21 protein-coding genes are annotated in these 23,126 nt (G+C 72.9%); 9 read left to right on the top strand and 12 right to left on the bottom strand.

What is annotated here, in order from left to right; all coding sequences use genetic code 11:
* Positions 1-115 precede the first annotated feature (115 nt).
* From ABD335_RS20270 to ABD335_RS20255, 4 genes are all read left to right on the top strand, one after another.
* Positions 116-1,633 carry an ATP-binding protein gene (locus ABD335_RS20270; protein ID WP_344325700.1) on the top strand — a complete coding sequence of 506 codons (1,518 nt, stop codon included), beginning with the start codon at positions 116-118 and terminating at the stop codon, positions 1,631-1,633.
* Positions 1,630-2,262 carry a hypothetical protein gene (locus tag ABD335_RS20265; protein WP_344325382.1) on the top strand — a complete coding sequence of 211 codons (633 nt, stop codon included), beginning with the start codon at positions 1,630-1,632 and terminating at the stop codon, positions 2,260-2,262. Before ABD335_RS20270 ends, ABD335_RS20265 begins: the two co-directional genes overlap by 4 nt.
* 67 nt (positions 2,263-2,329) lie before the next feature.
* A complete protein-coding gene (locus ABD335_RS20260; protein WP_344325379.1) occupies positions 2,330-2,881 on the top strand; it encodes a VanZ family protein in 552 nt (183 codons plus the stop codon).
* 86 nt (positions 2,882-2,967) lie between these two features.
* Entirely contained in the window at positions 2,968-3,174 is a 207-nt protein-coding gene (locus ABD335_RS20255; protein WP_344325376.1) for a PspC domain-containing protein, read from the top strand.
* A 141-nt stretch (positions 3,175-3,315) separates the two neighbouring features.
* On the opposite strand, the gene ABD335_RS20250 is transcribed toward ABD335_RS20255, so the two are convergent.
* Positions 3,316-3,687, bottom strand: coding sequence for an ATP-binding protein (locus ABD335_RS20250; RefSeq protein WP_344325373.1), 372 nt, complete (start codon positions 3,685-3,687; stop codon positions 3,316-3,318).
* A 167-nt stretch (positions 3,688-3,854) separates the two neighbouring features.
* Positions 3,855-4,994 carry an adenosine deaminase gene (locus ABD335_RS20245; protein WP_344325370.1) on the bottom strand — a complete coding sequence of 380 codons (1,140 nt, stop codon included), beginning with the start codon at positions 4,992-4,994 and terminating at the stop codon, positions 3,855-3,857.
* A 152-nt stretch (positions 4,995-5,146) separates the two neighbouring features.
* Here ABD335_RS20245 and ABD335_RS20240 point away from each other — a divergent pair, with 152 nt between their 5' ends.
* Positions 5,147-5,902: an alpha/beta hydrolase gene (locus ABD335_RS20240; RefSeq protein WP_344325367.1), complete on the top strand. Its 756-nt coding sequence runs from the start codon at positions 5,147-5,149 to the stop codon at positions 5,900-5,902.
* A 19-nt stretch (positions 5,903-5,921) separates the two neighbouring features.
* Here ABD335_RS20240 and ABD335_RS20235 read toward each other — a convergent pair whose 3' ends face one another.
* Positions 5,922-6,917, bottom strand: a complete 996-nt coding sequence (locus ABD335_RS20235) for a LysR family transcriptional regulator (RefSeq protein WP_344325364.1) — start codon at positions 6,915-6,917, stop codon at positions 5,922-5,924.
* A 93-nt stretch (positions 6,918-7,010) separates the two neighbouring features.
* On the opposite strand from ABD335_RS20235, the gene ABD335_RS20230 reads away from it, so the two are divergent.
* Positions 7,011-8,258, top strand: coding sequence for an MFS transporter (locus ABD335_RS20230; RefSeq protein ID WP_344325361.1), 1,248 nt, complete (start codon positions 7,011-7,013; stop codon positions 8,256-8,258).
* A 280-nt stretch (positions 8,259-8,538) separates the two neighbouring features.
* Here ABD335_RS20230 and ABD335_RS20225 read toward each other — a convergent pair whose 3' ends face one another.
* Positions 8,539-8,883: a hypothetical protein gene (locus tag ABD335_RS20225; RefSeq protein WP_344325358.1), complete on the bottom strand. Its 345-nt coding sequence runs from the start codon at positions 8,881-8,883 to the stop codon at positions 8,539-8,541.
* A gap of 199 nt (positions 8,884-9,082) precedes the next feature.
* Here ABD335_RS20225 and ABD335_RS20220 point away from each other — a divergent pair, with 199 nt between their 5' ends.
* Positions 9,083-9,943: a helix-turn-helix domain-containing protein gene (locus ABD335_RS20220; RefSeq protein WP_344325355.1), complete on the top strand. Its 861-nt coding sequence runs from the start codon at positions 9,083-9,085 to the stop codon at positions 9,941-9,943.
* A gap of 142 nt (positions 9,944-10,085) precedes the next feature.
* Here ABD335_RS20220 and ABD335_RS20215 read toward each other — a convergent pair whose 3' ends face one another.
* A complete protein-coding gene (locus ABD335_RS20215; protein ID WP_344325352.1) occupies positions 10,086-11,012 on the bottom strand; it encodes a hypothetical protein in 927 nt (308 codons plus the stop codon).
* 658 nt (positions 11,013-11,670) lie between these two features.
* Between ABD335_RS20215 and ABD335_RS20210 the strand changes: the two genes are divergently transcribed.
* Entirely contained in the window at positions 11,671-12,039 is a 369-nt protein-coding gene (locus tag ABD335_RS20210; RefSeq protein WP_344325349.1) for a hypothetical protein, read from the top strand.
* Between the two features lie 78 nt (positions 12,040-12,117).
* Here ABD335_RS20210 and ABD335_RS20205 read toward each other — a convergent pair whose 3' ends face one another.
* Positions 12,118-14,679, bottom strand: coding sequence for an alpha-L-arabinofuranosidase C-terminal domain-containing protein (locus ABD335_RS20205; protein WP_344325346.1), 2,562 nt, complete (start codon positions 14,677-14,679; stop codon positions 12,118-12,120).
* Between the two features lie 222 nt (positions 14,680-14,901).
* Between ABD335_RS20205 and ABD335_RS20200 the strand changes: the two genes are divergently transcribed.
* On the top strand, positions 14,902-15,735 hold the full coding sequence (locus ABD335_RS20200) for a S1 RNA-binding domain-containing protein (RefSeq protein WP_344325343.1): 834 nt from the start codon (positions 14,902-14,904) through the stop codon (positions 15,733-15,735).
* A 211-nt stretch (positions 15,736-15,946) separates the two neighbouring features.
* Here the strand turns inward: ABD335_RS20200 and ABD335_RS20195 are convergent, their stop codons facing one another.
* From ABD335_RS20195 to ABD335_RS20170, 6 genes are all read right to left on the bottom strand, one after another.
* Positions 15,947-17,224 carry a thymidine phosphorylase gene (locus ABD335_RS20195; protein WP_344325340.1) on the bottom strand — a complete coding sequence of 426 codons (1,278 nt, stop codon included), beginning with the start codon at positions 17,222-17,224 and terminating at the stop codon, positions 15,947-15,949.
* Positions 17,225-17,256: 32 nt separating this feature from the next.
* Positions 17,257-17,670 (bottom strand): cytidine deaminase, encoded by a 414-nt coding sequence (locus tag ABD335_RS20190; RefSeq protein ID WP_344325337.1) that lies wholly within the window; start codon positions 17,668-17,670, stop codon positions 17,257-17,259.
* Complete coding sequence (locus ABD335_RS20185; RefSeq protein WP_344325334.1) at positions 17,667-18,929, bottom strand: ABC transporter permease; 1,263 nt, start codon at positions 18,927-18,929, stop codon at positions 17,667-17,669. The genes ABD335_RS20190 and ABD335_RS20185 overlap by 4 nt, the downstream gene beginning before the upstream one ends.
* On the bottom strand, positions 18,926-20,053 hold the full coding sequence (locus ABD335_RS20180) for an ABC transporter permease (protein ID WP_344325331.1): 1,128 nt from the start codon (positions 20,051-20,053) through the stop codon (positions 18,926-18,928). Before ABD335_RS20180 ends, ABD335_RS20185 begins: the two co-directional genes overlap by 4 nt.
* Positions 20,050-21,615 carry an ABC transporter ATP-binding protein gene (locus ABD335_RS20175; RefSeq protein WP_344325697.1) on the bottom strand — a complete coding sequence of 522 codons (1,566 nt, stop codon included), beginning with the start codon at positions 21,613-21,615 and terminating at the stop codon, positions 20,050-20,052. Before ABD335_RS20175 ends, ABD335_RS20180 begins: the two co-directional genes overlap by 4 nt.
* 339 nt (positions 21,616-21,954) lie before the next feature.
* On the bottom strand, positions 21,955-23,016 hold the full coding sequence (locus tag ABD335_RS20170; RefSeq protein WP_344325328.1) for a BMP family lipoprotein: 1,062 nt from the start codon (positions 23,014-23,016) through the stop codon (positions 21,955-21,957).
* Positions 23,017-23,126 lie beyond the last annotated feature (110 nt).

The raw sequence follows: 23,126 nt of genomic DNA, 5'->3' as shown, positions 1-23,126 counted from the left end.
TGACATCGGCGATATCCGCGCCCACGCCGGGCAAACGGCGAGGCTCACCAGGAGAGGCACCGTGAGCGCGTTCCCCGGACGGGTCGTGGAGGCCCTGCGGCTGACGAGCCTGCGGATGCGGCTCGTGGTGGTCTTCGCGCTGGTCGCGCTGATCGCCGCGGCGGCCGCATCGGGCATCGCCTACTGGATCAACCGCGACGCCGTCCTCACCCGGGCGCAGAACGCCGCGCTCAACGACTTCCGCGAGTCGCTGGGCGACCACGCCGGCTCCCTGCCCCACCGGCCGACGTGCGACGCGCTGCGGGACGCGGCCGGCACCATGGCCAACAGCACCCAGCGCTACGAGGTGGTCCTGACCGACCGGCAGGGCGACGGCAGGGCGTGCGAGGCGGCGTCCGACCCGGACTTCACCCTGGCGGACGTGCCCGCGGAGCTGCGCACGGCGGTGCACGAGAAGCGTCCGGTCGACGCCTCCAACCCGGCCCCGTACCACCTGTACTGGCAGCGGATCACGCTGTTCGGCGAGCCGTACCTGGTGGGCGGCGCGACCGTGATCGGCGACGGGCCGACGGGCTACATGTTCAAGTCGCTGGCGCCCGAGCGCGACGACCTCAACTCCCTGGCCTGGTCGCTGGGGATCGCCACCGCGCTGGCCCTGGTCGGCTCCGCCCTGCTGGCGCAGGCCGCCGCCACGACGGTGCTGCGGCCCGTCCAGCGGCTGGGGGACGCGGCGCGGCGGCTGGGCGAGGGGAGGCTGGACACCCGGTTGCAGGTGTCGGGGACCGACGAACTGGCCGAACTCTCCCGGACGTTCAACGGCGCCGCCGAGGCGCTGGAGAAGCGGGTGGCGGAGCTGAGCGCCCGCGAGGAGTCCAGCCGCCGTTTCGTGGCGGACATGTCGCACGAGCTGCGGACGCCGCTGACCGCGATCACCGCGGTGACGGAGGTGCTGGAGGACGAGGTCGACTCGCTCGATCCCATGATCGCGCCCGCGGTCAGGCTGGTGGTCAGCGAGACCCGGCGACTGAACGACCTGGTGGAGAACCTGATGGAGGTGACCCGCTTCGACGCGGGCACGGCCAAGCTGGTGCTCGACGACGTCGACGTCGCCGACCAGGTGACGGCCTGCATCGACGCCCGCGCGTGGCTGGACGCGGTCGAACTCGACGCGGACCGCGGCATCATGGCCCGGCTCGACCCGCGGCGCCTGGACGTGATCCTGGCCAACCTGATCGGCAACGCGCTCAAGCACGGCGGCTCCCCGGTGCGGGTGTCGGTGCGCACCCGGAAGTCGACGACGGGCGCCGCGGGCGAGGACGAGCTGGTGATCCGGGTCGCCGACCACGGCCCGGGCATCCCCGAGGAGGTGCTGCCGCACGTCTTCGACCGCTTCTACAAGGCGAGCGCGTCCCGGCCCCGCTCGGAGGGCAGCGGGCTCGGACTGTCGATCGCCCTGGAGAACGCGCACATCCACGGGGGCGGGATCACCGCCGAGAACGCGCCCGAGGGCGGCGCGGTCTTCACCCTGCGGCTGCCGCGGGACGCCAGCCGGGTCGCGCCGGACCGGGACGGGGACGGCGGCGGGGCCGGCGTCGACGCGGACACCGGGACCGACGAGGAGAACGAACGATGATCACCGCGCGCCGTACCGCCCGTACGGTCGCCACCGCCCTCGCCGCCCTCGCCGCGCTCGCGCTCGGCGGGTGCGGCATCCGGTCGACGCCCGTGCCGGTGGACGCCGGTCCGGCGCCGTCCCGGGTGTCGTGCACACCGCCCGGCCCGGGCGAGGAGGGCTCCGCGGACGGGACCGCCCCGACGGCCGTCTTCCTCGTGTGCAGCGGCGAGGTGGTCGCGGTGGAGCGCGCCGTGCCCCCGGAGGAGGGCGCGTCGGGGCGGGACGCGCGGCTGGAAACGGCCCGCGCGCTGCTGGAGGAGTTGCGGAGGGAACCGTCCCGGGCCGAGGACGAGGCCGGCTTCGACAGTTCCGTCCCCGACGACCTGGAGGTCGAGGGGCCCGCCGAGGGCGACCCCGAGGAGGCGCTGCGGCTGAGCCGGGAGCCGGGCGGGCTGCCGCCCTTCGCGCTGGCCCAGATCGTGTGCACGTTCGCGGGCACGGCCGCCGGCGCCCGGGACGACTCGGTGGTGCTCGGCGGTCCGACGGAGGACGGGCACGGCGAGGGGCTGATGGCCTACTCGTGCACCCGCGCGCTGCGCGGCAGCCCCGAGGCGGCGAAGACGGCGGGCACCCCGCTCCCGGAGTGACCCGGCCCGTCCGGGAGCAGCGCGGAGGCACGGAACCGCGGTCCGCGCCCCGTGCGTCTCCGTCCGCGTGCAGCGTCGACACCGCGGCGGCTCGGCCGTCCACCGCATCCGTACAGCGGGCCTCGTACTCCTGTGCTGCCATCTGCTGTTCGTCGGCTGGCTGACGCTGCGACCGCTGTCCGTGCCGTGGGTCGCTCCCGCGAACCTGCGCCCCTTCGCCTCGATCCACGCCGATCTGGTGAGCGGCCCCCGCGCCGCCCTGGAGGGCATAGGGGGCGATCTGGCGCTGCTCGCCCCGCTGGGGGTGCTGCTGCCGATGGCGGCGGGCCGTCCGGCGTCGTGCCTGGGGTCGTGGGCCCGTACGGTCTTCGCCGCGGCGATGGTCTCGCTCGGCATCGAACTGGTGCAGCCCGCCGTCCCGGGGCAGGTCGCGAACGTGGACACGCTGCTGCTCAACACCCTCGGAGTGGCCCTGGTGCACCTGCTGTGCTACCCGGCGCTGCGCGCCCGGCTGCGCGCCGCGGAGGACGACGGCGGCTCCGGCGCCCCGGTCCGCCGCCCGGACGACGAGGATCGGGGTGCGACCCCGAGGACTCCCAGGGTCGGAATCGCCCCGTAGACCGACGCTTTCGCCCGGATGGCTCACCTACGGTGGATTCGTCACCATCGAACGGTGGTGTTCCGGGCAGCACGAAGGAGTCTTCCATGGCCGCACCAGTCCGCCCCGGCGACGACCGGGTGATCGCCGGCGTCTGCGCCGGGCTGGCCCGTCGTTTCGGGGTCTCCGCGAACACGATGCGGGCGATCTTCCTGGTCTCCTGCCTGCTGCCGGGGCCGCAGTTCCTGCTCTACCTGGCGCTGTGGATCCTGCTGCCGGACGAGCGGAAGCGGACCCGGCACGCCGGGCTCTGACACCCGCGCCCGACCCGACCTCCGACACCGACCTCCGACAGACGTACGGCGGGCCGCCCACCGGATGTGTTCTGGTGGGCGGCCCGCCGCGTCTCCCGACGGAGGGGAGGGGAGACGAGAGGAAGGAAGGGGGGAGGGGGCTCAGTCCAGGAGGTCGCCGGTCTGCAGGGAGCCCGAGAGCCTGCCGGTCGGCAGGTTGATCGCCTTCTTCGGGTCGAGCGGCAGGCCGCCGAGCAGGCTCCGCAGCGGGCCCTTGCGCTCGGCTTTCCCGGTGCCGGAGTCGGCGGGGGCGGGCAGCGTCCGGGGCTTCTCCTCCCCGGCGGGAGCGGGCAGCGTCCGGGGCTTCTCCTCTTCGTCGGGCGCGGGCAGCGTCCGGGCGACCTCCTCCACGGGCAGGGGCTTCAGCAGGCCGCCTGCGGTCTTGTCGACGCCCAGAGGGGCCGCCGCGGCGGTACCGGCGCCCGCGGCGGCAATGGCGACGCCGAGCACGGCGGCACCGAGTGTCCTCGTCATTCGCTGGATCATCAGCTGCTACGTCCTCGTGTGGATGGCTTGAGCGGCTTCGCGAACGTAGCCAGGGCGTCACGCCGTTCGCAAACACCGCGAAACGGTCGAGTGTCGCGGACCGGACCGCCCACTCCTCCCCCCGCCCCGACCCCGCCGGGTGACGAAGACGCCGGTCACAGCCCCTTTCCGGATGCCTCCTGGAACAGCCACTCGGACTTCAACTCGGCGTATCCGGGCTTGATCACGTCATTGATCATGGCCAGACGTTCATCGAAAGGGATGAAGGCGGACTTCATCGCGTTGACGGTGAACCACTGCATGTCGTCGAGGGTGTAGCCGAACGTCTCCACCAGGTGCTCGAACTCGCGGCTCATGCTGGTGCCGCTCATCAGCCGGTTGTCGGTGTTGACCGTGGTGCGGAAGCGCAGCTTCCGCAGCAGTCCGATGGGGTGCTCGGCGTACGAGGGGGCCGCGCCGGTCTGGAGGTTGGAGGTGGGGCACATCTCCAGGGGGATGCGCTTGTCCCGCACGTACGCCGCGAGCCGGCCGAGTTCGACGGTGCCGTCCTCGGCGACGCGGATGTCGTCGATGATGCGCACCCCGTGGCCGAGCCGGTCGGCGCCGCACCACTGGAGGGCCTGCCAGATGGACGGCAGCCCGAACGCCTCGCCGGCGTGGATGGTGAAGTGGTTGTTCTCGCGCTTGAGGTACTCGAAGGCGTCCAGGTGGCGGGTGGGCGGATGCCCCGCCTCGGCGCCCGCGATGTCGAAGCCGACGACGCCCGCGTCGCGGTAGCGGTTGGCGAGTTCGGCGATCTCCAGGGAGCGGGCGGCGTGCCGCATGGCGGTGAGCAGCGCGCCGACGCGGATGCGGTGCCCGGCCTCGCGGGCCCGGCGCTCGCCCAGGCGGAAGCCCTCGTTGACGGCCTCGACGACCTCTTCGAGACTCAGCCCCCGCTCCAGGTGCTGCTCGGGGGCGTACCGCACCTCCGCGTAGACCACGCCGTCGGCCGCCAGGTCCTCGGCGCACTCGGCGGCGACCCGCACCAGGGCGTCGCGGGTCTGCATGACGGCGCAGGTGTGGGAGAACGTCTCCAGGTAGCGCTCCAGGGAGCCGGAGTCGGCGGCCTCGCGGAACCAGACGCCCAGCGCCTCGGGGTCCGTCTCGGGCAGACCGTCGTAGCCGATCTCACGGGCGAGCTCGACGACGGTGGCCGGGCGGAGACCGCCGTCGAGGTGGTCGTGCAGCAGCGCCTTGGGGGCGCGGCGGATCTGGTCCGCGGTGGGGACGGTGGTGACAGTCTCGCTCGTCATTGCCGCACTCTAGCGCCTACGCGCGTAGATATCACCCCGGAGCCCGACGCGCACCCGGAAGCGCCGGACGCCCCCCGCGATCACCGGCTTCGATATCCAATGGTGACCGCACGACACCCTCGGTACACCCGGGCTTCTGCCATGGTTTTGCCGTGACTCGACAGGCGTTGCCGCGGCGGGATGCGCGGTTGGGGCGGACGTTCGGTGCGGACCGGTCGGTCCAGGGGGTCGTACTGCTGCTTCCGGGAGGAGCGGCGGCGAGCACGCGCCGCCGCTCCTCCCGGGCCGTGGCGGCCGTGCTGCCGCTGGCCCGGCGGCTGGCGCGGGCGGGGGCCGGTTCGGAGCTGGCCGCGCACGTCGTCCACTACCGCTACCGCGGCTGGAACGGCGAGGACGCCCACCCCGTGGCGGACGCGGAGTGGGCGCTGCGGCGGGTCGTGGACCTCTACGGCGACGTACCGGTGTGCCTGGCCGGCTGGGACATGGGCGCCCGGGTCGCCCTGCGGGCCGCGGGCCACCCGGCCGTGGTCTCCGTCCTGGCGCTGGCCCCCTGGCTGCCGGACCCCCGCGAGGACGGCGAGACGGAGCCGGTGCGGCAGTTGATCGGACGGAAGGTGCTGATGGCGCACGGCACGGACGACGAGCACACCGACCCCGAGCTGTCGTACCGGCTGGCCGTCCGGGCCAAGAAGATCAACCCGGACGTCTGCCGGTTCGAGGTCCACACCGACGGCCACGCGCTGCGGCAGCACCGCGACGAAGTCCTCGCCCTGGCCCAGGACTTCGTCCTCGGCACGCTGTGCGACCACGACTTCGCCCGTCCGGTGGCCGACGCGCTGGCGGCGCCGCCGCCGCTGGGCCTGCGGATGCCCCTGGCCGCGGGCTTCGGCCGCTCCCTGCGGCACTGAGGGCGCCGCCGGGCGGGGCCTACGCCAGGAGCCGGCCGCGGCGGCCGAGCAGGAACTTCCTGAAGGCCGTCACCGGCGGGGTCTCCGGGCGGCCCTCCACCCAGGCCACCCCGATCTCCCGCACCGCGCGCGGCTCCGTCACCGTCAGCTCCCGCACCCCCGGCCGGGGCACGGCCGGGGGCGGCAGCAGGGCCACGCCCAGCCCCGCCGCCACCAGGCCGCGCAGCGTCTCGGCCTCCTCGCCCTCGAAGGCGATCCTCGGCCGGAAGCCCGCCTCGGCGCAGAGCGCGTCGAAGATGCGGCGCATCCCGTACCCCGGCTCCAGGGTGATGAACGGCTCCTCGGCCGCCTCCACCAGCCGCACGCGCCGGCGCCGCGCGAGCGGGTGGTCCTCGGGGACCACCAGCCGCAGCCGCTGCTCGTCCAGGCGGCGCGCGGCCAGGTCCGGGGCGTCGGGGACCGGGGACGTCAGGCACAGGTCGAGGTCGCCGGCGCGCAGCCGCTCGATCATCGCCTCGCCGTACGTCTGGACCAGGGAGAAGCGCACGCGCGGATGGTCGGCGCGGAAGGAGCGGATGAGGCCGGGGACGGTCTCGGAGCCGAGGGTGTGGAGGAAGCCGAAGGCGACCTTCCCCGCGGCCGGGTCGGCGTCCGCGCGCACGGCCTCGGCCGCCTGCTCCACGGAGGTCAGGGCGCGCTCGACGGAGGTGAGGAACGTCAGGCCCGCCGGGGTGAGGGAGACCGTCCGCCCCCGCCGCGTGAACAGGGCCACCCCGAGGTCGTCCTCCAGCCGGGCGATCGCGCGACTGAGCGTGGACTGCGGCACGCCCAACTCCCGCGCGGCGCGCGTGACGTGCTCGTGGCGGGCGACGGCCACGAACTGGGCCAGCCGCGGGGTGAGCGTGACCGCCCAGGACTCCGGGGCGATGTCGGGCCCGGCCTCGGCGCCCCGGCCGGCGCGGCGGACCGTGTCCGATGTAACCGAGATGTCTTTTCTGTTGCCGACCGGTGACATAACACCCTCCCACCTCGGCTTATGCGTCCACGCATCATCTTCCGCACTCTTGTGCATTGGACGCATCAGAATCGCCGATCGTACCTTCGAGACATGCCTTCCGTCGATACCGGGGCACCTGCCCGCACAGGTGCCTTCTCCGACCGTTCCGTCCCACCGAACCGCCGCATCAGCCTGGCCCTCTTCGCCGTGGGCCTGGCGACCTTCAGCCTGCTCTACGCCACCCAGCCCCTGCTGCCCGCCCTCACCGCCGACCTCGGCGTGACGCCGGGGCAGGCGAGCTGGACCGTCTCCGCCGCCACCATCGGACTCGCGGTGGCCGTGCTGCCGCTCTCCGCGCTCTCCGAGCGCTTCGGCCGGCGCACGATGATGACGTGCTCGCTGACGGTCGCGGTCGCCGTCGCGCTGGTGCTGCCCTTCGCCCCGAACGTCGAGGTCCTGATCGCGCTGCGCGCCCTCCAGGGCGCGGCGATCGCCGGCATCCCGGCGTCGGCGATGGCGTACCTGGCGGACGAGCTGCCGCCCCGGGCGCTGGTGGGGGCCGTCGGCCTGTTCGTGGCGGGCAACAGCGTCGGCGGCATGTCCGGCCGCGTCCTGACCGGTTGGGCGGCCGAGGGCTGGGGCTGGCGCGCCGGCCTGGCGTCGGTGGCCGCAGTGTCGCTGCTCTGCGCGGTCGTCTACCGGCTGCTGATCCCGAAGGCCCGCAACTTCACCCCGGCCTCGATCCGTCCCGCCACGGTGCTGCGGGTCGTCCGCGGCCACCTCTCCGACGGACTGCTGCTGCGGCTGTACTCGCTCGGCCTGCTCTTCATGGTCGTCTTCGGCGCGGTCTACACGGTGATCGGCTACCGGCTGGTGGCGGAGCCCTTCGGGCTCTCCCAGGGCCTGGTCGGCTCCATCTTCGTGATCTACCTGGTCGGCACGGTCTCCTCGGCCGCCGCCGGACGCCTGGTGGAGCGGCTGGGCCGGCGCGGCGCGCTCTACCTGGCGATCGGCACCACCTCCACGGGCCTGCTGACCAGCCTGGGCGAGAGCCTGCCGGCCGTCCTGACCGGCCTGGTGCTGATCACCGCGGGCTTCTTCGCCGGACACGCGGTGGCGTCCAGCTCGGTGAGCCGCACCGCGCAGGAGGGCAAGGCCCAGGCCTCCGCGCTGTACCAGATGGCGTACTACCTGGGCAGCTCCGTGGGCGCCTCGCTGGGCGCGATCGCCTACCACGCGGCGGGCTGGAGCGCGACGGTCGCCTTCGCGCTGGGCGCGCTGGTCCTGGCGGCCGGCGTCACGCTCTACGCCACGCGCCGCGCGCTGGTCCGGCGGCGGCTGGAGGCGGCGCGGAGCTGAGACGGCGAGCGCGTCCTCCCCGGCGGCTTTCCCCGCGTCTTCCCCTGCGCCTTCCCCGGCGGCTCAGTCGACGGGAAGGACGCCGGTGTCGACGGCGAGGCGATCTCCACGACGGGCTCCGCACCGCGGCCCCGGGGGCGCCCCGGCCCCGGATCGACGGTGGGCGCGCTCGGTGCGCGCCCACGGCGGTCCTCTCCTGCCGGCGCGTCACCGGTCGCGGCGTCGAACGGCACCGACACGGGTCCACCGACCTCGTTCACGCGCACGGGGAGCCGCCCCGTCACGCGGCGACCACCCGGTCCGGCCCGGAGAGCCAGACGATCCGGGCCGTGACGCCCTCCTGCACCCCGAACCACCGCACGGCCCCCTCGGGCGAGCCGAGGGCGAACCGCAGGCTGCCGTCGGGGCTCGTCACCTGGGCGTGACCGTCCTCGTACACCACGCCCCACGCCACGACGCACCCGTCCCGCTGCCCGTCCCCCGCCTCCCACGTCTGGACCACCGCGAACTGGCGGGGCGCGAGGTCGAGGACCATCGCGCGCAACGCCTCCTCGAAGTCCCCCGTTGGGGTGCCGGGGCCGTCGTGCGGCTCGGGGCCGCTGTTCGGTGTGGATACGGTGTCCACGGAACCTCCCGGGGAAGATGCGGAGTCGGGCCGGAGAGCGCAGGGCAGCGCGCTTCCGACGGCCGGCGCGCCGGTCGAAGTGGTCGGGCAACACCTTAGAAGGAATTTGGTAGGTCTATCGCCAATTGAGGGATAGCCTTATCAAGTTCACCTGTGTGGGTGAAGCCGCCGTACCGTGCGCGAGAGAGTCGGGAGAGCCATGCCTCCGAGCACCGTCCCCACGCTGAGACAGCAGCGCCTGGGTGCCGAGCTGCGGAAACTCCGCCTGAGCGCGGGACTGTCGTCCACCGAGGCGGCCGCCCGACTCGGCATCCAGCAGGCCCGCATGAGCATGATCGAGGCGGGCCGGTACGCGGTCGGCGCGGACCGCGTCCGCGCCTTGGCCCGCGCCTACTCCTGCACGGACCGGGCGCTCGTCGAGGCCCTGGCCGGCATGACCGGCGGCCGGACGCGCGGCTGGTGGGAGGAGTACCGGGGCGTCCTCCCGACCGCGGCGCTCGACCTCGCCGAAGCGGAGCACCACGCGACGTCGATGCACATCGCCACGGTGGTCCACCTGCCCGGCCTGCTCCAGACGCCGGACCACGCACGCGCGCTCATCGGCGCCGCCGTCCCGCCCCTCCCTCCGCACGAGGTGGAGCACCGGGTCTCGTTCCGGATCAGGCGGCAGGCGGTCCTCTACGGCGACGACCCGACCCCGCTGACGGCCGCCGTCCACGAAGCGGCTCTCCGCATGGGCTTCGGGGGGCCGACCGTGGCCCGCGCCCAGCTCGCGCACCTCGTCGAGATGAGCGAACGCGAGAACGTCACCGTCCTGGTGATCCCCTTCGGCTCGGGCACCTTCCCCAGCTCGGGGCAGTCCGTCGTCTACCTCCACGGGCCCGTGCCCCAACTCGACACCGTCCAGCTCGACACGGACCACGGCTCGGAGTTCGTCGACGCGCACGCACACCTGGCCGTGTACCGGGCCGTCGTGGAGCGCATGGCGGAACGCGCCCTCGACCCGACCGCCTCCCGCGACCTGATGCACCGCATCGCCCGGGAGTTCCGGGACCCGTGAGCAGGGGCGGTCCCGGCCCCGCCCGCGCCCGATCCGCCCTCGGCCGTTCGTCCTCGGCCGTCCGCCCGCGTGGTCCACGCCGGCTCCCCGCCCGGTCGTCCACGCCCGCCCGCCCCGGACGGTCGGCCCGTCGGACCGTCCGTCAGCCCGTCGCCCGGTCCGACAGGTGGTGGTAGGCGCGGAGGGCGAGGAGCGCGGCGAGGGTCACCGCGGGGCGGGCCTCCGCCTCGGTGGTGGGCGACCACTTCGCCCAGCGGATCGGCCAGCCGCCGTCCTCCCGCTGTTCGGCGGCCAGGTGCCGCAGGCCGCGTTCCATCTCGGTGTCGGTGAACCAGGCGCGGGCGAGGCTGTCCGGGCGCGGGGCGTAGTCGTGCGGCAGGTGGTACTCGCCCGGCGCGTAGCCGGGGGCGAGGACCGCGGCCTCGGGGTGCTCGGGGTCGAGGAGCACGAGGCGCTGCTCCCGGACCAGCTCGCCCAGCCGCACGGCCTGCCGCGTCGCCCAGGTCCGGTCCGGGGCCGTGTCGAGGAAGGCGACGACGGCCTCGACCTCGTAGGGGTGGGTCTGCCGCAGGCCCTCGACGGCGTGGCGGCAGAAGTCCACCGCCCTGTCCAGCCAGGGGTGTTCCACCCCGGCCCGGAGCAGGGAGGCGGCGATCGGGGCGGTGGGGAGCAGCGCTCCCGCCGGCTCGTCCGGGATCGGCACCCAGGGCGGACGCGGGTAGGGGCGCAGGGTGGGCAGGACGGCGGGCACGCCGCCGTCCGCGGCGGTGTGCCCGACCAGCCAGTCGCAGATCACGTCGGCCCGGCCGGGCAGCGCGCCCGTCTCCTCCAGGACCTCCAGGGCGGCGATCAGCGAGATCGGCTGGCTCGCGGGGCCGCGCACGTCGGGTTCGAGACCGTAGGCGTACCCCCCGTCGGGGGCGCGGTAGGCGTCCAGGGCGGTGAGGACGCCCGCCGGCGCGGTCGCGTCGCCGAAGAGGAACTCGAAGCGGCGCTGCTCCAGTACGCGTCCGGACGTCCACAGGAAGCGCCCGGCCTTCTCGATCACGCTGTCGTCGACCCACACCATGCCCCCGACCGTAGGCGGCTTCCCGACGGCGGTCTTGGACGAATCGGACGTATCCGGGCACCTGTACCCCGGATGGAGGTACGGGCGCCGTGCGGGTCCGGCGCTCCGGCCGGTCCGGGGGCGGGCGGCGACCGCGCCCCCGACCGCCCGGCCTCCCGGGGCGTACGGTCGCGGCCGAAACCGACCCGCCGCCCCCTCCGGCTCGTCGGGACGGGAAAATCGACGATTTCCCGAGATGACCACGGCGGGAACGACTCGTTTCCCTTCCCTTAACGAAGGACAACGGAATATCCCGTACCACGAGAATTCCCCGACGGGAATTTCTCACTGCCGGAAAAACCTGCCGAGAAGAACGTTCCGCCGTTACGCTGTGGCCGCCCCGATGGAGCGATTCCGCCCTTCCCGCCTGCGGAGGGAGGCCGCCTCGCCGAGGCAGCGCACAGCCGTGGGCGCGCCGACGAGGCACCGCCCGCGGTTTTCAGGGGGCACGGGGGAAAGGCAGGGGGGACGGCGCCGACATGCGCGATTCACCGACGGTCGGCGTACGGGCACAAGCGCCACGGTCCGCACCGCGAACGTCCCGAGCAGGCGGCTTCGATTTCCCTCCCGCCGCCCCCGGATTCCATTCGACGGAAGGCGAGGACGACCCGTGCGACGCATGACTTCCCTGTTTCTGACCCTGGGTGCCCTGGTGACGGCCTCCACGCTGGCGGCTCCGGCGGCCGGTGCCGCCCCGCGGGCCGACCGTCCGGCCGCCGTGCCGGCCGGCTGGGAGAGGATCGACGGCGCCGAGCCGGCGGCGATGACCGACGCGGCGGACGGCAAGCGGTCCCTGGCCACCGCGGACACCACCACGGGGGACGCCGCGGACGAGACGCCCGTCCTGGCGGTGCAGTCCGTCCGCAACGGCAACTTCGTCGCCACCGAGAAGAACCACCCCTCCCCCCACACCGGTGCGCTGCGGGCCCGCTCCGCCGACGTCGGCGGCTCCTGGGAGGAGTTCGTCCTCTACGACCTCGGCGTCTGACGTCCCGGCCGCGCCGCGCGGTCGGCGGTGCCCGTACCCCCGGCGGGGTACGGGCACCGCGGTGTGCGCCCTACCGCGTCACGGCGTGCGCTCCTTGACGCGCAGGAACGTGATCGAGTGGGCCGGGAAGGTGTGCGTGAAGACGGTGTCCACGCCCCGGAGGGTCGAGCGCTCCGGCCTGATGGGCCGGTCGTCGGCGGTGTTGACCGCGTTCGGATCGCCCTGGAGGACGGTCAGGCGCGCGGTCGATCCCACCTCCACGCCGTCGCCGAGGTCGAGGCGCGTACGGGCGGGGGCCTGTTGGGCGTTGACGACCTTGACGATCAACTCGCCCCTGGCCTTGTCGCGGGTGACGACCTGACGGAAGGGCTCGGCGACCTTGTCGTCGGTGAAGCTCCCCCACTTCTCGCCGTCGAGGTGGAGGGTCACCTGCCGGCCGCGGACCTCGATGCGGATGTCGTACTCGCGGCCGGTCTCGATCACCGTGCCGTCCTCGATCATCGTCTGCTTGCCGCCGTCCGTGGCCTTCTCCACGGCCGAGCGGGTGTTGCCCCAGCCGCCCAGGTTCCACCAGTAGTGGTTGCCGGTGTCCTTCACGCCGAAGGCGACGAGGAAGCCCTCGCGGCCCGCCCGCTTGGTGGCCTTCACGTGGAGGTCGTAGTCGCGCCAGGCGGGGTCGCCGGCGGTGACCAGGGTGTTCTCGGCGGCGGTGTCGGTCTGGACGTACGCGCCGTCCTCGACCGTCCAGGTGCCGCGTCCGGCGGCCTCGGTCCACTTCCCGGCGCCCGCGGAGAAGTCGTCGGCGAACAGCTCCTCGCCGTCCGAGGAGACGACCCGCACGTCGTCGTAGGCGGCGCTGGTGGCCCAGGTGGACAGGCCGACGGCGCCGGTGATCGGGCCGGCGGCGACGGGGGTGGCGGAGGACTCGCTCGGGACGACCTCGTCGCCGACGTTGTTCATGAACAGCTTCTGCGTCTCGTAGCTGGTCGACCCCCAGGAGCGGGCGTTGTCGAACCAGATCATGTCCGGGCTCCACTGGACGTATCCGGTGTTGGCCAGCAGCGGGGCGTAGGACGCCATCTTCACGACGTCGGCGTTGCGTTCCAGGCCGGTCATGAACGCGGCCTCGGCGAGGGAGTTGCGGAAGCGGTTGTCCTGGGAGGCGTACTCGCCCAGGAACACCTCGGGGCCGGAGCGGTCGTAGGAGTCGTAGCGCTCGTTGTTCTCCAGGAACCAGCTCGGGCTGTTGTAGTAGTGCTCGTCGACCATCTCCACGCCGGAGGCGCGGGCCAGTTCCCAGGCGCGGTCGAAGCCGGCGCCGGAGTCGTCGGGGCCGGAGTTGGCGATCACCGTGATCTCGGGGTGTTCGGCCTCGACGGCCTCGCGGAAGGCGGCGAAGCGCTCGTAGAACGCGTCGGGCAGGTTCTCCTCGTTGCCGACCGCGATGTGGGTGAGGCCGAACGGCTTCGGGTGGCCCATCTCGGCGCGCTTGGCCCCCCAGGTGGAGGTGACGGGGCCGTTGGCGTACTCGATCAGGTCCAGGGTGTCCCGGACGTGGCGCTCCAACAGCTCGGGGTCGTCGGTGGCCTTGTTCTGGCCGCAGCCGGTGACGAGGGCGGGGACGACGGGCAGCGGCATCGCGCCGATGTCCTCGGCGAACTGGAAGTACTCGTGGTAGCCGAGGCCGTAGGACTGGTTGTAGCCCCAGAAGTTGGCGTTGGTCGCCCGCTCCTCGACGGGTCCGATGGTGTCCTTCCACTGGTAGGAGCGGCGCCGTTCCCAGTTCGGCGCCTCGTACGCCTCGTGGCTGCCGGTGTTGACCAGGCAGCCGCCGGGGAAGCGCAGGAAGCCGGGGTTCAGGGCGGCGATCTTCTCCGCGAGGTCCTTGCGCATCCCGTTGGGGCGGCCCTTGAAGGTGTCGCGGGGGAAGAGGGAGACCATGTCGAGGCGGAGCGTGCCGGCGCCGCCCGCGGCCACGGTCAGGCGTCCTTCCGTGCTGTCGGCGCGGGCGGTGAGGGTGCCGGTGTACTTCGTCCAGCGGTCGCCGCGCACGGTCGGCCGCAGCGGGGCGGCGAGCGCCTCGCCGGAGGCGTCGTGGAGGGTGACGGTCAGCGGGGTGCCCCGCTCCCGGTCGGTGCGGGCCCACACCGAGAAGTCGTACTTCTCGCCCTTCTCGACGGCGATCCCGGAGTTGTAGCCGGCGTTGACGACGCCGTAGCGGGCGCCGTCGCCGCCGGTTCCGTCGAGGTCCAGGCGCAGGTGGTTGCGGTTGCGCTCGTTGAGGCGCCCGTCGTCGTCCACGACCCGCGCGGTGCCGGTCGCGCCGCCGGTGGCGGTCTCGGACCAGGCCGTCAGGCCGGTGTAGGAGGGGTGGTCGACGGGGGCGTACTCGAAGGAGCGGTTCTGGACCAGCTCGGCGTACAGCCCGCCGTCGGCGGCGCGGTTGATGTCCTCGTAGAAGACGCCGTACATCCGGTCGTCGATCGTCGGGCCGGTGCGGGTGGGGTCGACGGTGAGGGTGTAGTCGGCCGGCTCCGCCGCCGAGGCCCCGGAGGCGGGGACGGCGGCGAGCGCGCCCGCGAGGAGGGCGCCGGTGAGGAGGCCGATGGCGGGGGCTGATCTGGGTCGTGTGCGCGGCATGAGGCTCCCGGACTCGAAGTGTTCGAAATCTCGTACGCTGACCAGAAGTTCGAACGGGAAGATAGGCAGGCGGGGAGGAGCCGTCAATGCCTCGCGCGACACCGCGCGGCGACGGCTTTCCGCCGGCGGCCGCCGAACGGGCCGCGTCGACGTCCGCCTCCGCGCCACGGACCTCGTGCCGGGCGGTGCCGCGACCGGGGCGCCCGGCATAGGGTCACGGGCGTGACCGACCCCGCCCCCGACCCCCGACTCGCCCCTCGATTCGACGCACACCGCGCCGCGTTGGCGCGGGGCGGCGAGACCCGCACCGCCACGGTGACCGACGTCGGGGAGACGGAGGTCATCGTGGAGCTCGACGCGCCGGTGGGTCCGGGGCTCACGTCGGGGTCCATCGCGCGGCACGAACTGTCCCGGAGGCCGTTCGACCACCCCTCGGAGGTCGTCCGGGTGGGCCAGGGGATCGAGGTCGAGGTGATCGGCGTCTTCGAGGGCCGCGACCGCGTCCCGCTGTCGGCCAGGGCGTGCGAGGACCGGCCGCTGCGCGCCTTCCTGCTCGGCGTCCGGCCGGGCGAGGTCCGGACCGGAACGGTGGCGGCCGTCCGGAACTTCGGCGTCTTCGTGCACCTGGACGGCGAACCGCCCGGCCGGTGCACCGGGTTCGTCAACGTCCCCGAACCGACCTGGAGGCACGTCGCCCACCCGTCGGAGGTCGTCGGGGCGGGGCAGCGCGTCACCGCCGAGGTGCTCGCCTCGGACACCCGCCGGGGACAGGTGGCACTGTCGTTGAAGGCCCTGGAGGAGGACCCGATGGTCCGGTTCGCCGAGCGGGTGGGCGAGACCGTCACCGGCCCCGTCACCAAGCTCGTCCCGTTCGGGGTCTTCGTCCGCGTCGCCGACGGCATCGAGGGCCTGGTGCACGCGTCCGACCTGCCCGACGGGCCCGGTGCGGTGCGCGAGGGCGACCGGCTCACCGTGCGGATCGAGGAGGTCGACCGCGTCCGCCGCCGCGTGGGGCTCTCCCCCGCCGACCGGGACGGCCCCGGGCCGCGCCCGTGACCGCGCCGATCCCCGGCCGGTGTCGGCGGCCCGTGCGGGACCGCGCCGAACCGGACGGCGGCCCAGAGGAGATGTCGAGCGGTTCCGGGAAGGCCGGTGACCTCGGCCTCCGACGGACCGGGAGCGGTGGCCCGTGCGCGGAGGCCGTCCGGGTGGGGACGCCGTCGGCGCGCGCCCCGGGGTGGGGCGCGCGCCGGGGTGCGGCGGGACGTCAGGCGATGCGGTCCAGGATCAGGGGGGTCGGCTCGTACGAGGCGTCCTCGGTGATCTCGATCGCGTCGCCGGTGAGCGCTTCGAGGGCGTAGTCGAAGCGCTCGGGGGTGTCGGTGTGGAGGGTCAGCAGCGGGGCGCCGGCGGTGACGCGGTCGCCGGGCTTGGCGTGCAGCTCCACCCCGGCGCCGGCCTGCACCGGGTCCTCCTTGCGGGCGCGGCCCGCGCCCAGCCGCCAGGCGGCCAGGCCCACCGCGTACGCGTCCAGCCTGGTGAGGACGCCGGAGGTCTCGGCGTACACGGTGTGCCGCTCGCGGGCGACGGGCAGCGGCGCGTCCGGGTCGCCGCCCTGGGCGGCGATCATGCGGCGCCAGTGGTCCATCGCCGAGCCGTCGGCGAGGGCCTTGGCCGGGTCGGCGTCCGGCAGTCCGGCCGCGTCGAGCATCTCGCGGGCCAGCGCCAGGGTGAGTTCCACGACGTCGGCCGGGCCGCCGCCGGCCAGGACCTCCAGCGACTCGCGGACCTCCAGGGCGTTGCCCGCGGTCAGCCCCAGCGGGGTGGACATGTCGGTGAGGAGGGCGACGGTCCGCACCCCGTGGTCGGTGCCGAGTCCGACCATGGTGCGGGCCAGTTCGCGGGCGTCGTCGAGGTTCTTCATGAACGCGCCGGAGCCGACCTTGACGTCCAGGACGAGCGAGTCCGTCCCCTCGGCGATCTTCTTCGACATGATCGAGGAGGCGATCAGCGGGATGGCCTCGACGGTGCCGGTGACGTCGCGCAGGGCGTAGAGCTTCCTGTCGGCCGGCGCCAGGCCCTCGCCCGCCGCGCAGATCACGCAGCCGGCCTCGCCGAGCACGTCGAGCATCTCCTCGTTCGACAGGTGGGCCCGCCAGCCGGGGATGGACTCCAGCTTGTCGAGCGTGCCGCCGGTGTGGCCCAGGCCCCGGCCCGAGAGCTGGGGGACGGCCGCGCCGCAGGCGGCGACCAGCGGGGCCAGGGGCAGGGTGATCTTGTCGCCGACGCCGCCCGTGGAGTGCTTGTCGGCGGTCGGGCGGGTCAGGGAGGAGAAGTCCATCCGCTCCCCGCTGGCGATCATCGCCGCGGTCCAGCGGGCGATCTCCTCGCGCTCCATGCCGTTGAGCAGGATCGCCATGGCCAGGGCCGACATCTGCTCGTCGGCGACCTCGCCGCGGGTGTAGGCGTCGACGATCCAGTCGATCTGGGCGTCGCTCAGACGGCCCCGGTCACGTTTGGTGCGGATGACGGAGATGGCGTCCATCGGGTGCGGCTCCTTGGAGTGGGGGGGACGGGTCAGCGGTCCGCGAGGTCGTCGGGGCCGAAGGCGTCCGGGAGGATGTCGGACAGGGGGCGGATGCCGGAGGCCGTGTCGACGGCCATGTCCGGGCCGCCGTGCTCCCACAGCAACTGGCGGCAGCGGCCGCACGGCATCAGCACCCGGCCCTTGCCGTCGCAGCAGGTGAAGGCCCGCAGCCGGCCGCCGCCGGTGGCGATCAGGTCCGAGACCAGGCCGCACTCGGCGCACAGCACGACGCCGTAGGCGGCGTTCTCCACGTTGCATCCGGCGACCACACGACCATCGTCCACCAGCGCGGCGGCGCCGACGGGGTAGCCGGAGTAGGGGGCGTAGGCCCGGGACATCATCTCCCGGGCCCTCGCCCGCAGCGCCGTCCAGTCGACGGCGTCCGCCGTACGGGGCTCGCTCACGCGCCCTCGCCCTTCCGATAGGACTTGCCGACGGCCTTCGGCGCCCGCAGTCGCTGCGCGGACATCGCCAGCACCAGCAGCGTGGCGACGTAGGGGGCCGCGGTGACGAACTGGCTGGGCACCTCGTCCACCGACAGGTACCACACGAACAGCACCAGGCCGCTGACCGCCGCGACCGCCGCGGTGAGGAACTTCCTCCGGTAGGTCGCCCAGGCGGTGGCCAGGACGAGGAGGATCGCCAGCAGCAGGAGCAGGGCGTGGACGTTCTGGCCGCCGCCGCGCAGGTTGAGGCTGTCGGTGTAGCCGAAGAGTCCGGCGCCCAGGGCCAGGCCGCCGGGCATCCAGTTGCCGAAGATCATCGCGGCGAGGCCGATGTAGCCGCGACCGCCGGTCTGGCCCTCCTGGTAGATGTTCGAGGCGACCTCGGCGAGGAAGACGCCGCCCAGGCCGGCGAAGCCGCCCGAGATCATCACCGCGATGTACTTGTACTTGTAGACGTTGACGCCCAGGGTCTCCGCGGCCAGCGGGTTCTCGCCGCAGGAGCGCAGCCGCAGGCCGAAGCCGGTGTTCCACAGCACCCACCGGCTGAGCGGGACCATGACGACGGCCAGGATCGTCAGCAGGGAGAGGTTGGTGACCAGGCCGCCGACGAGCCCGGCGACGTCCGAGACGAGGAACCAGTGCTTGTCGTTGAGGTCCCTCATCGCGTCGGAGAGTCCGGGGACGGTGATCTGGGTGATCGACTCGATCGGCGGGGACTGCTTGCTGGTGCCGCCCTCCATCTCCTCGAAGGTGAAGCTGGACAGGTAGCGGGTGGCGCCGACGGCGAGGATGTTGATGGCCACGCCGGAGACGATGTGGTTGACGCCGAAGGTGACGGTGGCGATGGCGTGCAGCAGACCGCCCAGCGCACCGCCGAGGATGCCCACGACCACGCCCGTCCACGGGCCCCACTGGACACCGGCCCAGGCGCCGAACCAGGTGCCCAGGATCAACATGCCCTCCAGGCCGATGTTGATCACGCCGGCCCGCTCGGCCCACAGGCCGCCCAGGGCCGCGAGTCCGATCGGGACGGCCAGCCGCAGGGCGGTGGAGGTCTGCCCGACGGAGGTGATGCCGTGGGCGCCGGTGATCAGGCGCACGGCGGAGACCAGCAGCAGGATGCCCGCGACGACCAGCATCCACTCGGCGAGGGTGAGGCGACGGCGTGCGGTCGGCTTGGGTTGCTGCGCGGCCGGCTTGGTGAGGACGGTGCTCACGCCGACACCTCCTTGCGGGTCTTCTGGTCGGTGCCGTCCGCCGCCGCGGCCTCGGCGGCGAGTTCCTCGCCGACCTTCTGCTGCTGGCGGCGCAGGCCGTAGCGGCGTACGGCCTCGTAGCTGATGACGACCGCCATCACGATCAGGCCCTGCATGATCGTGGCGATCTCCTTCTCGTAGCCGTTGTAGTCGAGCGTCGCCGACGCCTTGTCCAGGAAGGCGATGAGCAGGGCTCCGAGGGCGATGCCGACCGGGTGGTTGCGGCCGAGCAGGGCGATGGTGATGCCCGTGAAGCCGAGTCCGGCGGGGAAGTCGAGGCTGTAGGTGTGGGAGTCGCCGAGCAGGATCGGCATGCCGGTCAGGCCCGCGACGGCGCCGGAGATCAGCATGCTGGTGAGGATCATCCGCTTGGCGTCGACGCCGCTGGCGATCGCGGCGCTCTCGCTCGCGCCGGTGGCGCGCAGGTCGAAGCCGAACCGGGTCCGGTTCAGGACCAGCCAGTACAGGACGCCGCAGAGCGCGGCGACCACGACGAAGCCGTAGACCTCGCCGGCGGGGCCGAGGTCGATGCCGGGGAACCAGCCCGACTCCGGGATCTCGCCGGTGGTGAGGTTGTTGCCGCGCTGCTCGCCGAACTGGGCGGGCAGGATCAGGTAGGCGACCACGCTGGTGGCGATGGAGTTCAGCATGATCGTCGAGACGACCTCGCTCACCCCGCGGGTGGTCTTCAGGATGCCTGCGATGCCCGCCCAGAAGGCGCCCACCAGCATCGCGACGACGAGGATGAGCAGGACGTGCAGCGGCCCGGGGAGGGCGACCGAGGCGCCGACCAGCGCGGCGACCATCGCGGCGAGCCGGTACTGGCCGTCGACCCCGATGTTGAACAGGTTCATCCGGAAGCCGATGGCCACCGCCAGCGCGGCCAGGTAGTACGTGGCCGCCTGGTTGACGATGAGCACCTGGATGTCCGAGTGCATCGCGTACTCGAACATCAGGGCGTAGGGCTGGACGGGGCTGCGGCCGGAGGCGACCAGCACCACCGAGGTCAGCGCCACGGCGACGACGATGGCGAGCACCGGCCCGCCGAGCGCCAGGATCAGCCGGTCCTTGTCGAACTTCTTCATCGATCCTCTCCCCCGTCCTGTCCCTCGTCCTCGAGGTGGCCGGAGGCCGCGCCGGTCATGGCGGAGCCCAGGGCTTCCGGGGTGATAGTGGCGGGGTCCGCGTCGGCGACGAGCCGGCCGCGGTACATCACGCGCAGGGTGTCGGACAGGCCGATCAGCTCGTCCAGGTCGGCGGAGATCAGCAGGACGGCCAGGCCCTCCCGGCGCGCGGCGCGGATCTGGTCCCAGATCTGGGCCTGCGCGCCGACGTCCACGCCGCGCGTGGGGTGGGCGGCGATCAGGAACCTGGGGTTGTGGCTCATCTCGCGGCCGACGATCAGCTTCTGCTGGTTGCCGCCGGACAGGGAGCCGACGGTGACGTCGATGCCGGGGGTGCGGACGTCGTACGCGTCGACGATCCGCTCGGTGTCGCTCCGCGCGGCCTTGATGTCGAGCCAGACCCCCTTGCTGTTGGGGGCCTCGGTGACGTGGCCGAGGATGCGGTTCTCCCACAGGGGGGCCTCCAGCAGCAGCCCGTGCCGGTGGCGGTCCTCGGGGATGTAGCCGACGCCGCCCTCGCGGCGCTTGCGGGTGGGCCAGGAGGTGATGTCCTCGCCGCCCAGGGCGATGGTGCCGCCGTCGGGGCGGCGGGTGCCGATCAGGGCGTCGATCAGCTCGGTCTGCCCGTTGCCCTCGACGCCGGCCAGGCCCAGCACCTCGCCCTCGTGGATGGTGAAGGTGATGTCGTCCAGGACGGTGCGGGCGCCGTCCACCACGTCGTTCTCGGTGAGGGTGAGCCCCTTCACCTCCAGCACCGGGGTGTCGGTGACGGTGGACTCGCGGGTCTCCGGGGAGGGCAGCTCCGCGCCGACCATCAGCTCGGCGAGCTGCTTGGCGGTGACCTCGGACGGCTTCACGGAGGCGACGGTGGTGCCGCGGCGTATGACGGTGATGTCGTCGGCGACCGAGAGGACCTCTCCCAGCTTGTGGGAGATGAAGATGACGGTCAGGCCCTCGGCCTTCAGCTCGCGGAGGTTGTCGAAGAGCGCGTCCACCTCCTGCGGCACGAGCACGGCGGTCGGCTCGTCGAGGATGAGGGTGCGGGCGCCGCGGTAGAGGACCTTGAGGATCTCCACGCGCTGGCGGTCGGCGACGCCGAGGTCCTCCACGTAGGCGTCGGGGCGGATGCCGAGGCCGTAGGTGTCGGATATCTCCTTGATCCTGGCGCGGGCCCGCGCGCCGATCCCGTACAGCTTCTCGCTGCCGAGGACGGTGTTCTCCAGGACGGTGAGGTTGTCCGCCAGCATGAAGTGCTGGTGGACCATGCCGATGCCCCGGTCGATGGCGTCGCCGGGGTCGGAGAAGCTCACTTCCCGCCCGTCGACGGCGATGGTGCCCTCGTCCGGCTTCTGCATGCCGTAGAGGATCTTCATCAGGGTCGACTTGCCCGCACCGTTCTCGCCGACGATGGCGTGGACGGTGCCCTTGCGGACGGACAGGTGGATGTCGTGGTTGGCCACGACGCCGGGGAAGCGTTTGGTGATCCCGGCCAGTTCGACGGCGGGAGGGCTGGACGCGTTGATGGTGCACTCTCCTCGGGGCTAAGGAGTGGCTCGTAGGAGGGCTCCGGCGGGGCGGGAGGTCCGGCCGGGGTGGGCCGGTCGTGCCGCCGGGCCGTGGTGGGCGAAGGCGACGCTATCGCGTTGCGCGGAGGGTCAACGGACGACTACGCGCGTAGAGCCCGCTCTGCAAGTCGGGCCCGGGCGGCGGAACCCTCGTGAGGTCCTCGCCGCCGGGCCCTGGGACCGGGCCGGGCGGCCGGTCCCGGTCGGGCGTCCGGGGAAGGGGACGCCCGACCGGGACCGGCGCCGCTCCGGCCGCGCCGCGCCGGATCGGATCCGGATGGGATCCGAGGGCCGGGGTCAGGGGGTGGTGTCGACCTTGATGTCGCCGTTCACGATGCCCTCCCGGGCCTTCTTCACGGCGTCCTGGATCTCGGTCATCTTGGCGAAGGCCGGGTTGGAGTCGGACAGGCCCACTCCGTCGGACTTCAGGTCGAAGCGGACCACGCCCGTCTTCGGCTCGCCCTCGTGGACCGACTTGACCAGGTTGTAGACCGCGCCGGAGACGTCCTTGGTCATGGAGGTCAGGATGCTGTCCTTGTACTTGTCCAGCGTCTTCTGCTTGTACTGGTCGGAGTCGACGCCGATGACCCACTTGTCCTTGGCGGCGACCGCCTCGATGACGCCCTGACCGGCGAGGCCGGCGGCGTGGTAGAGCACGTCGGCGTCGGCGTCGAGCTGGCCGCGCGCGGCCTCCTTGCCCAGGTCGGGCTTGGAGAAGCCGCCCATGTCCGGCGGCTGGGTCAGGTACTGGGTCTTGACCTCGACGGAGGGGTCGGTGTCCTTGACGCCCTGGACGAAGCCCGCCTCGAACTTCTTGATCAGCGGCACCTCGACGCCGCCGACGAAGCCGACGACCTTGCTCTTGGTGGCCTTGGCCGCCGCCACGCCCGCCAGGTAGGAGCCCTGCTCCTCGCTGAAGACGAGGTTGGCGATGTTGTCGCCCTTGACCGTCTCGTCGTCGATCAGGCCGAAGGTGGTCTTGGGGAACTTCTCCGCGGCCTCCTTGATTGCCGGCGCGTAGGCGAAGCCCACCCCGATCACCGGGTTGTAGCCCTGCCTGGCCAGGTCGGTGAGGCGCTGGACCTTGTCGGCGTCCGACTCGCCGTCGGACGGCTCGACGTCCTCGCCGCCGATGCCGAAGTCCTTCCTGGCCTTCTCGAAACCGGCGTAGGCGGCGTCGTTGAACGACTGGTCACCACGACCGCCGACGTCGTAGGCGAGGGCTATGCCCTTGCCCTTCCCCGAGGACTCCGAGGAGGAAGAGGAGGATTCCGTGGACGTGCTGCCACACGCGGTGGCGCTGAGGGCGAGGGCCGCGGCGGTCCCGACCGCGGCGACGAGCTTGCTTACCCGGCGCAAGAGGACTTCCCTTCGCTCGAAGCGCCTCCGTTGGCGCTGGCTTCCGCCGCATCGTAACGCGCGTAGATGTCAGGAAAAGACATCGCGAAAAGCCGTTATCAGTTCGGTGT

The sequence above is a fragment of the Streptomyces macrosporus genome, from assembly GCF_039533145.1.
GTDB lineage: Bacteria > Actinomycetota > Actinomycetes > Streptomycetales > Streptomycetaceae > Streptomyces > Streptomyces macrosporus.
Note: the sequence above shows the minus strand (reverse complement) of the source record. Positions and strands in the feature narration are given on the sequence as shown.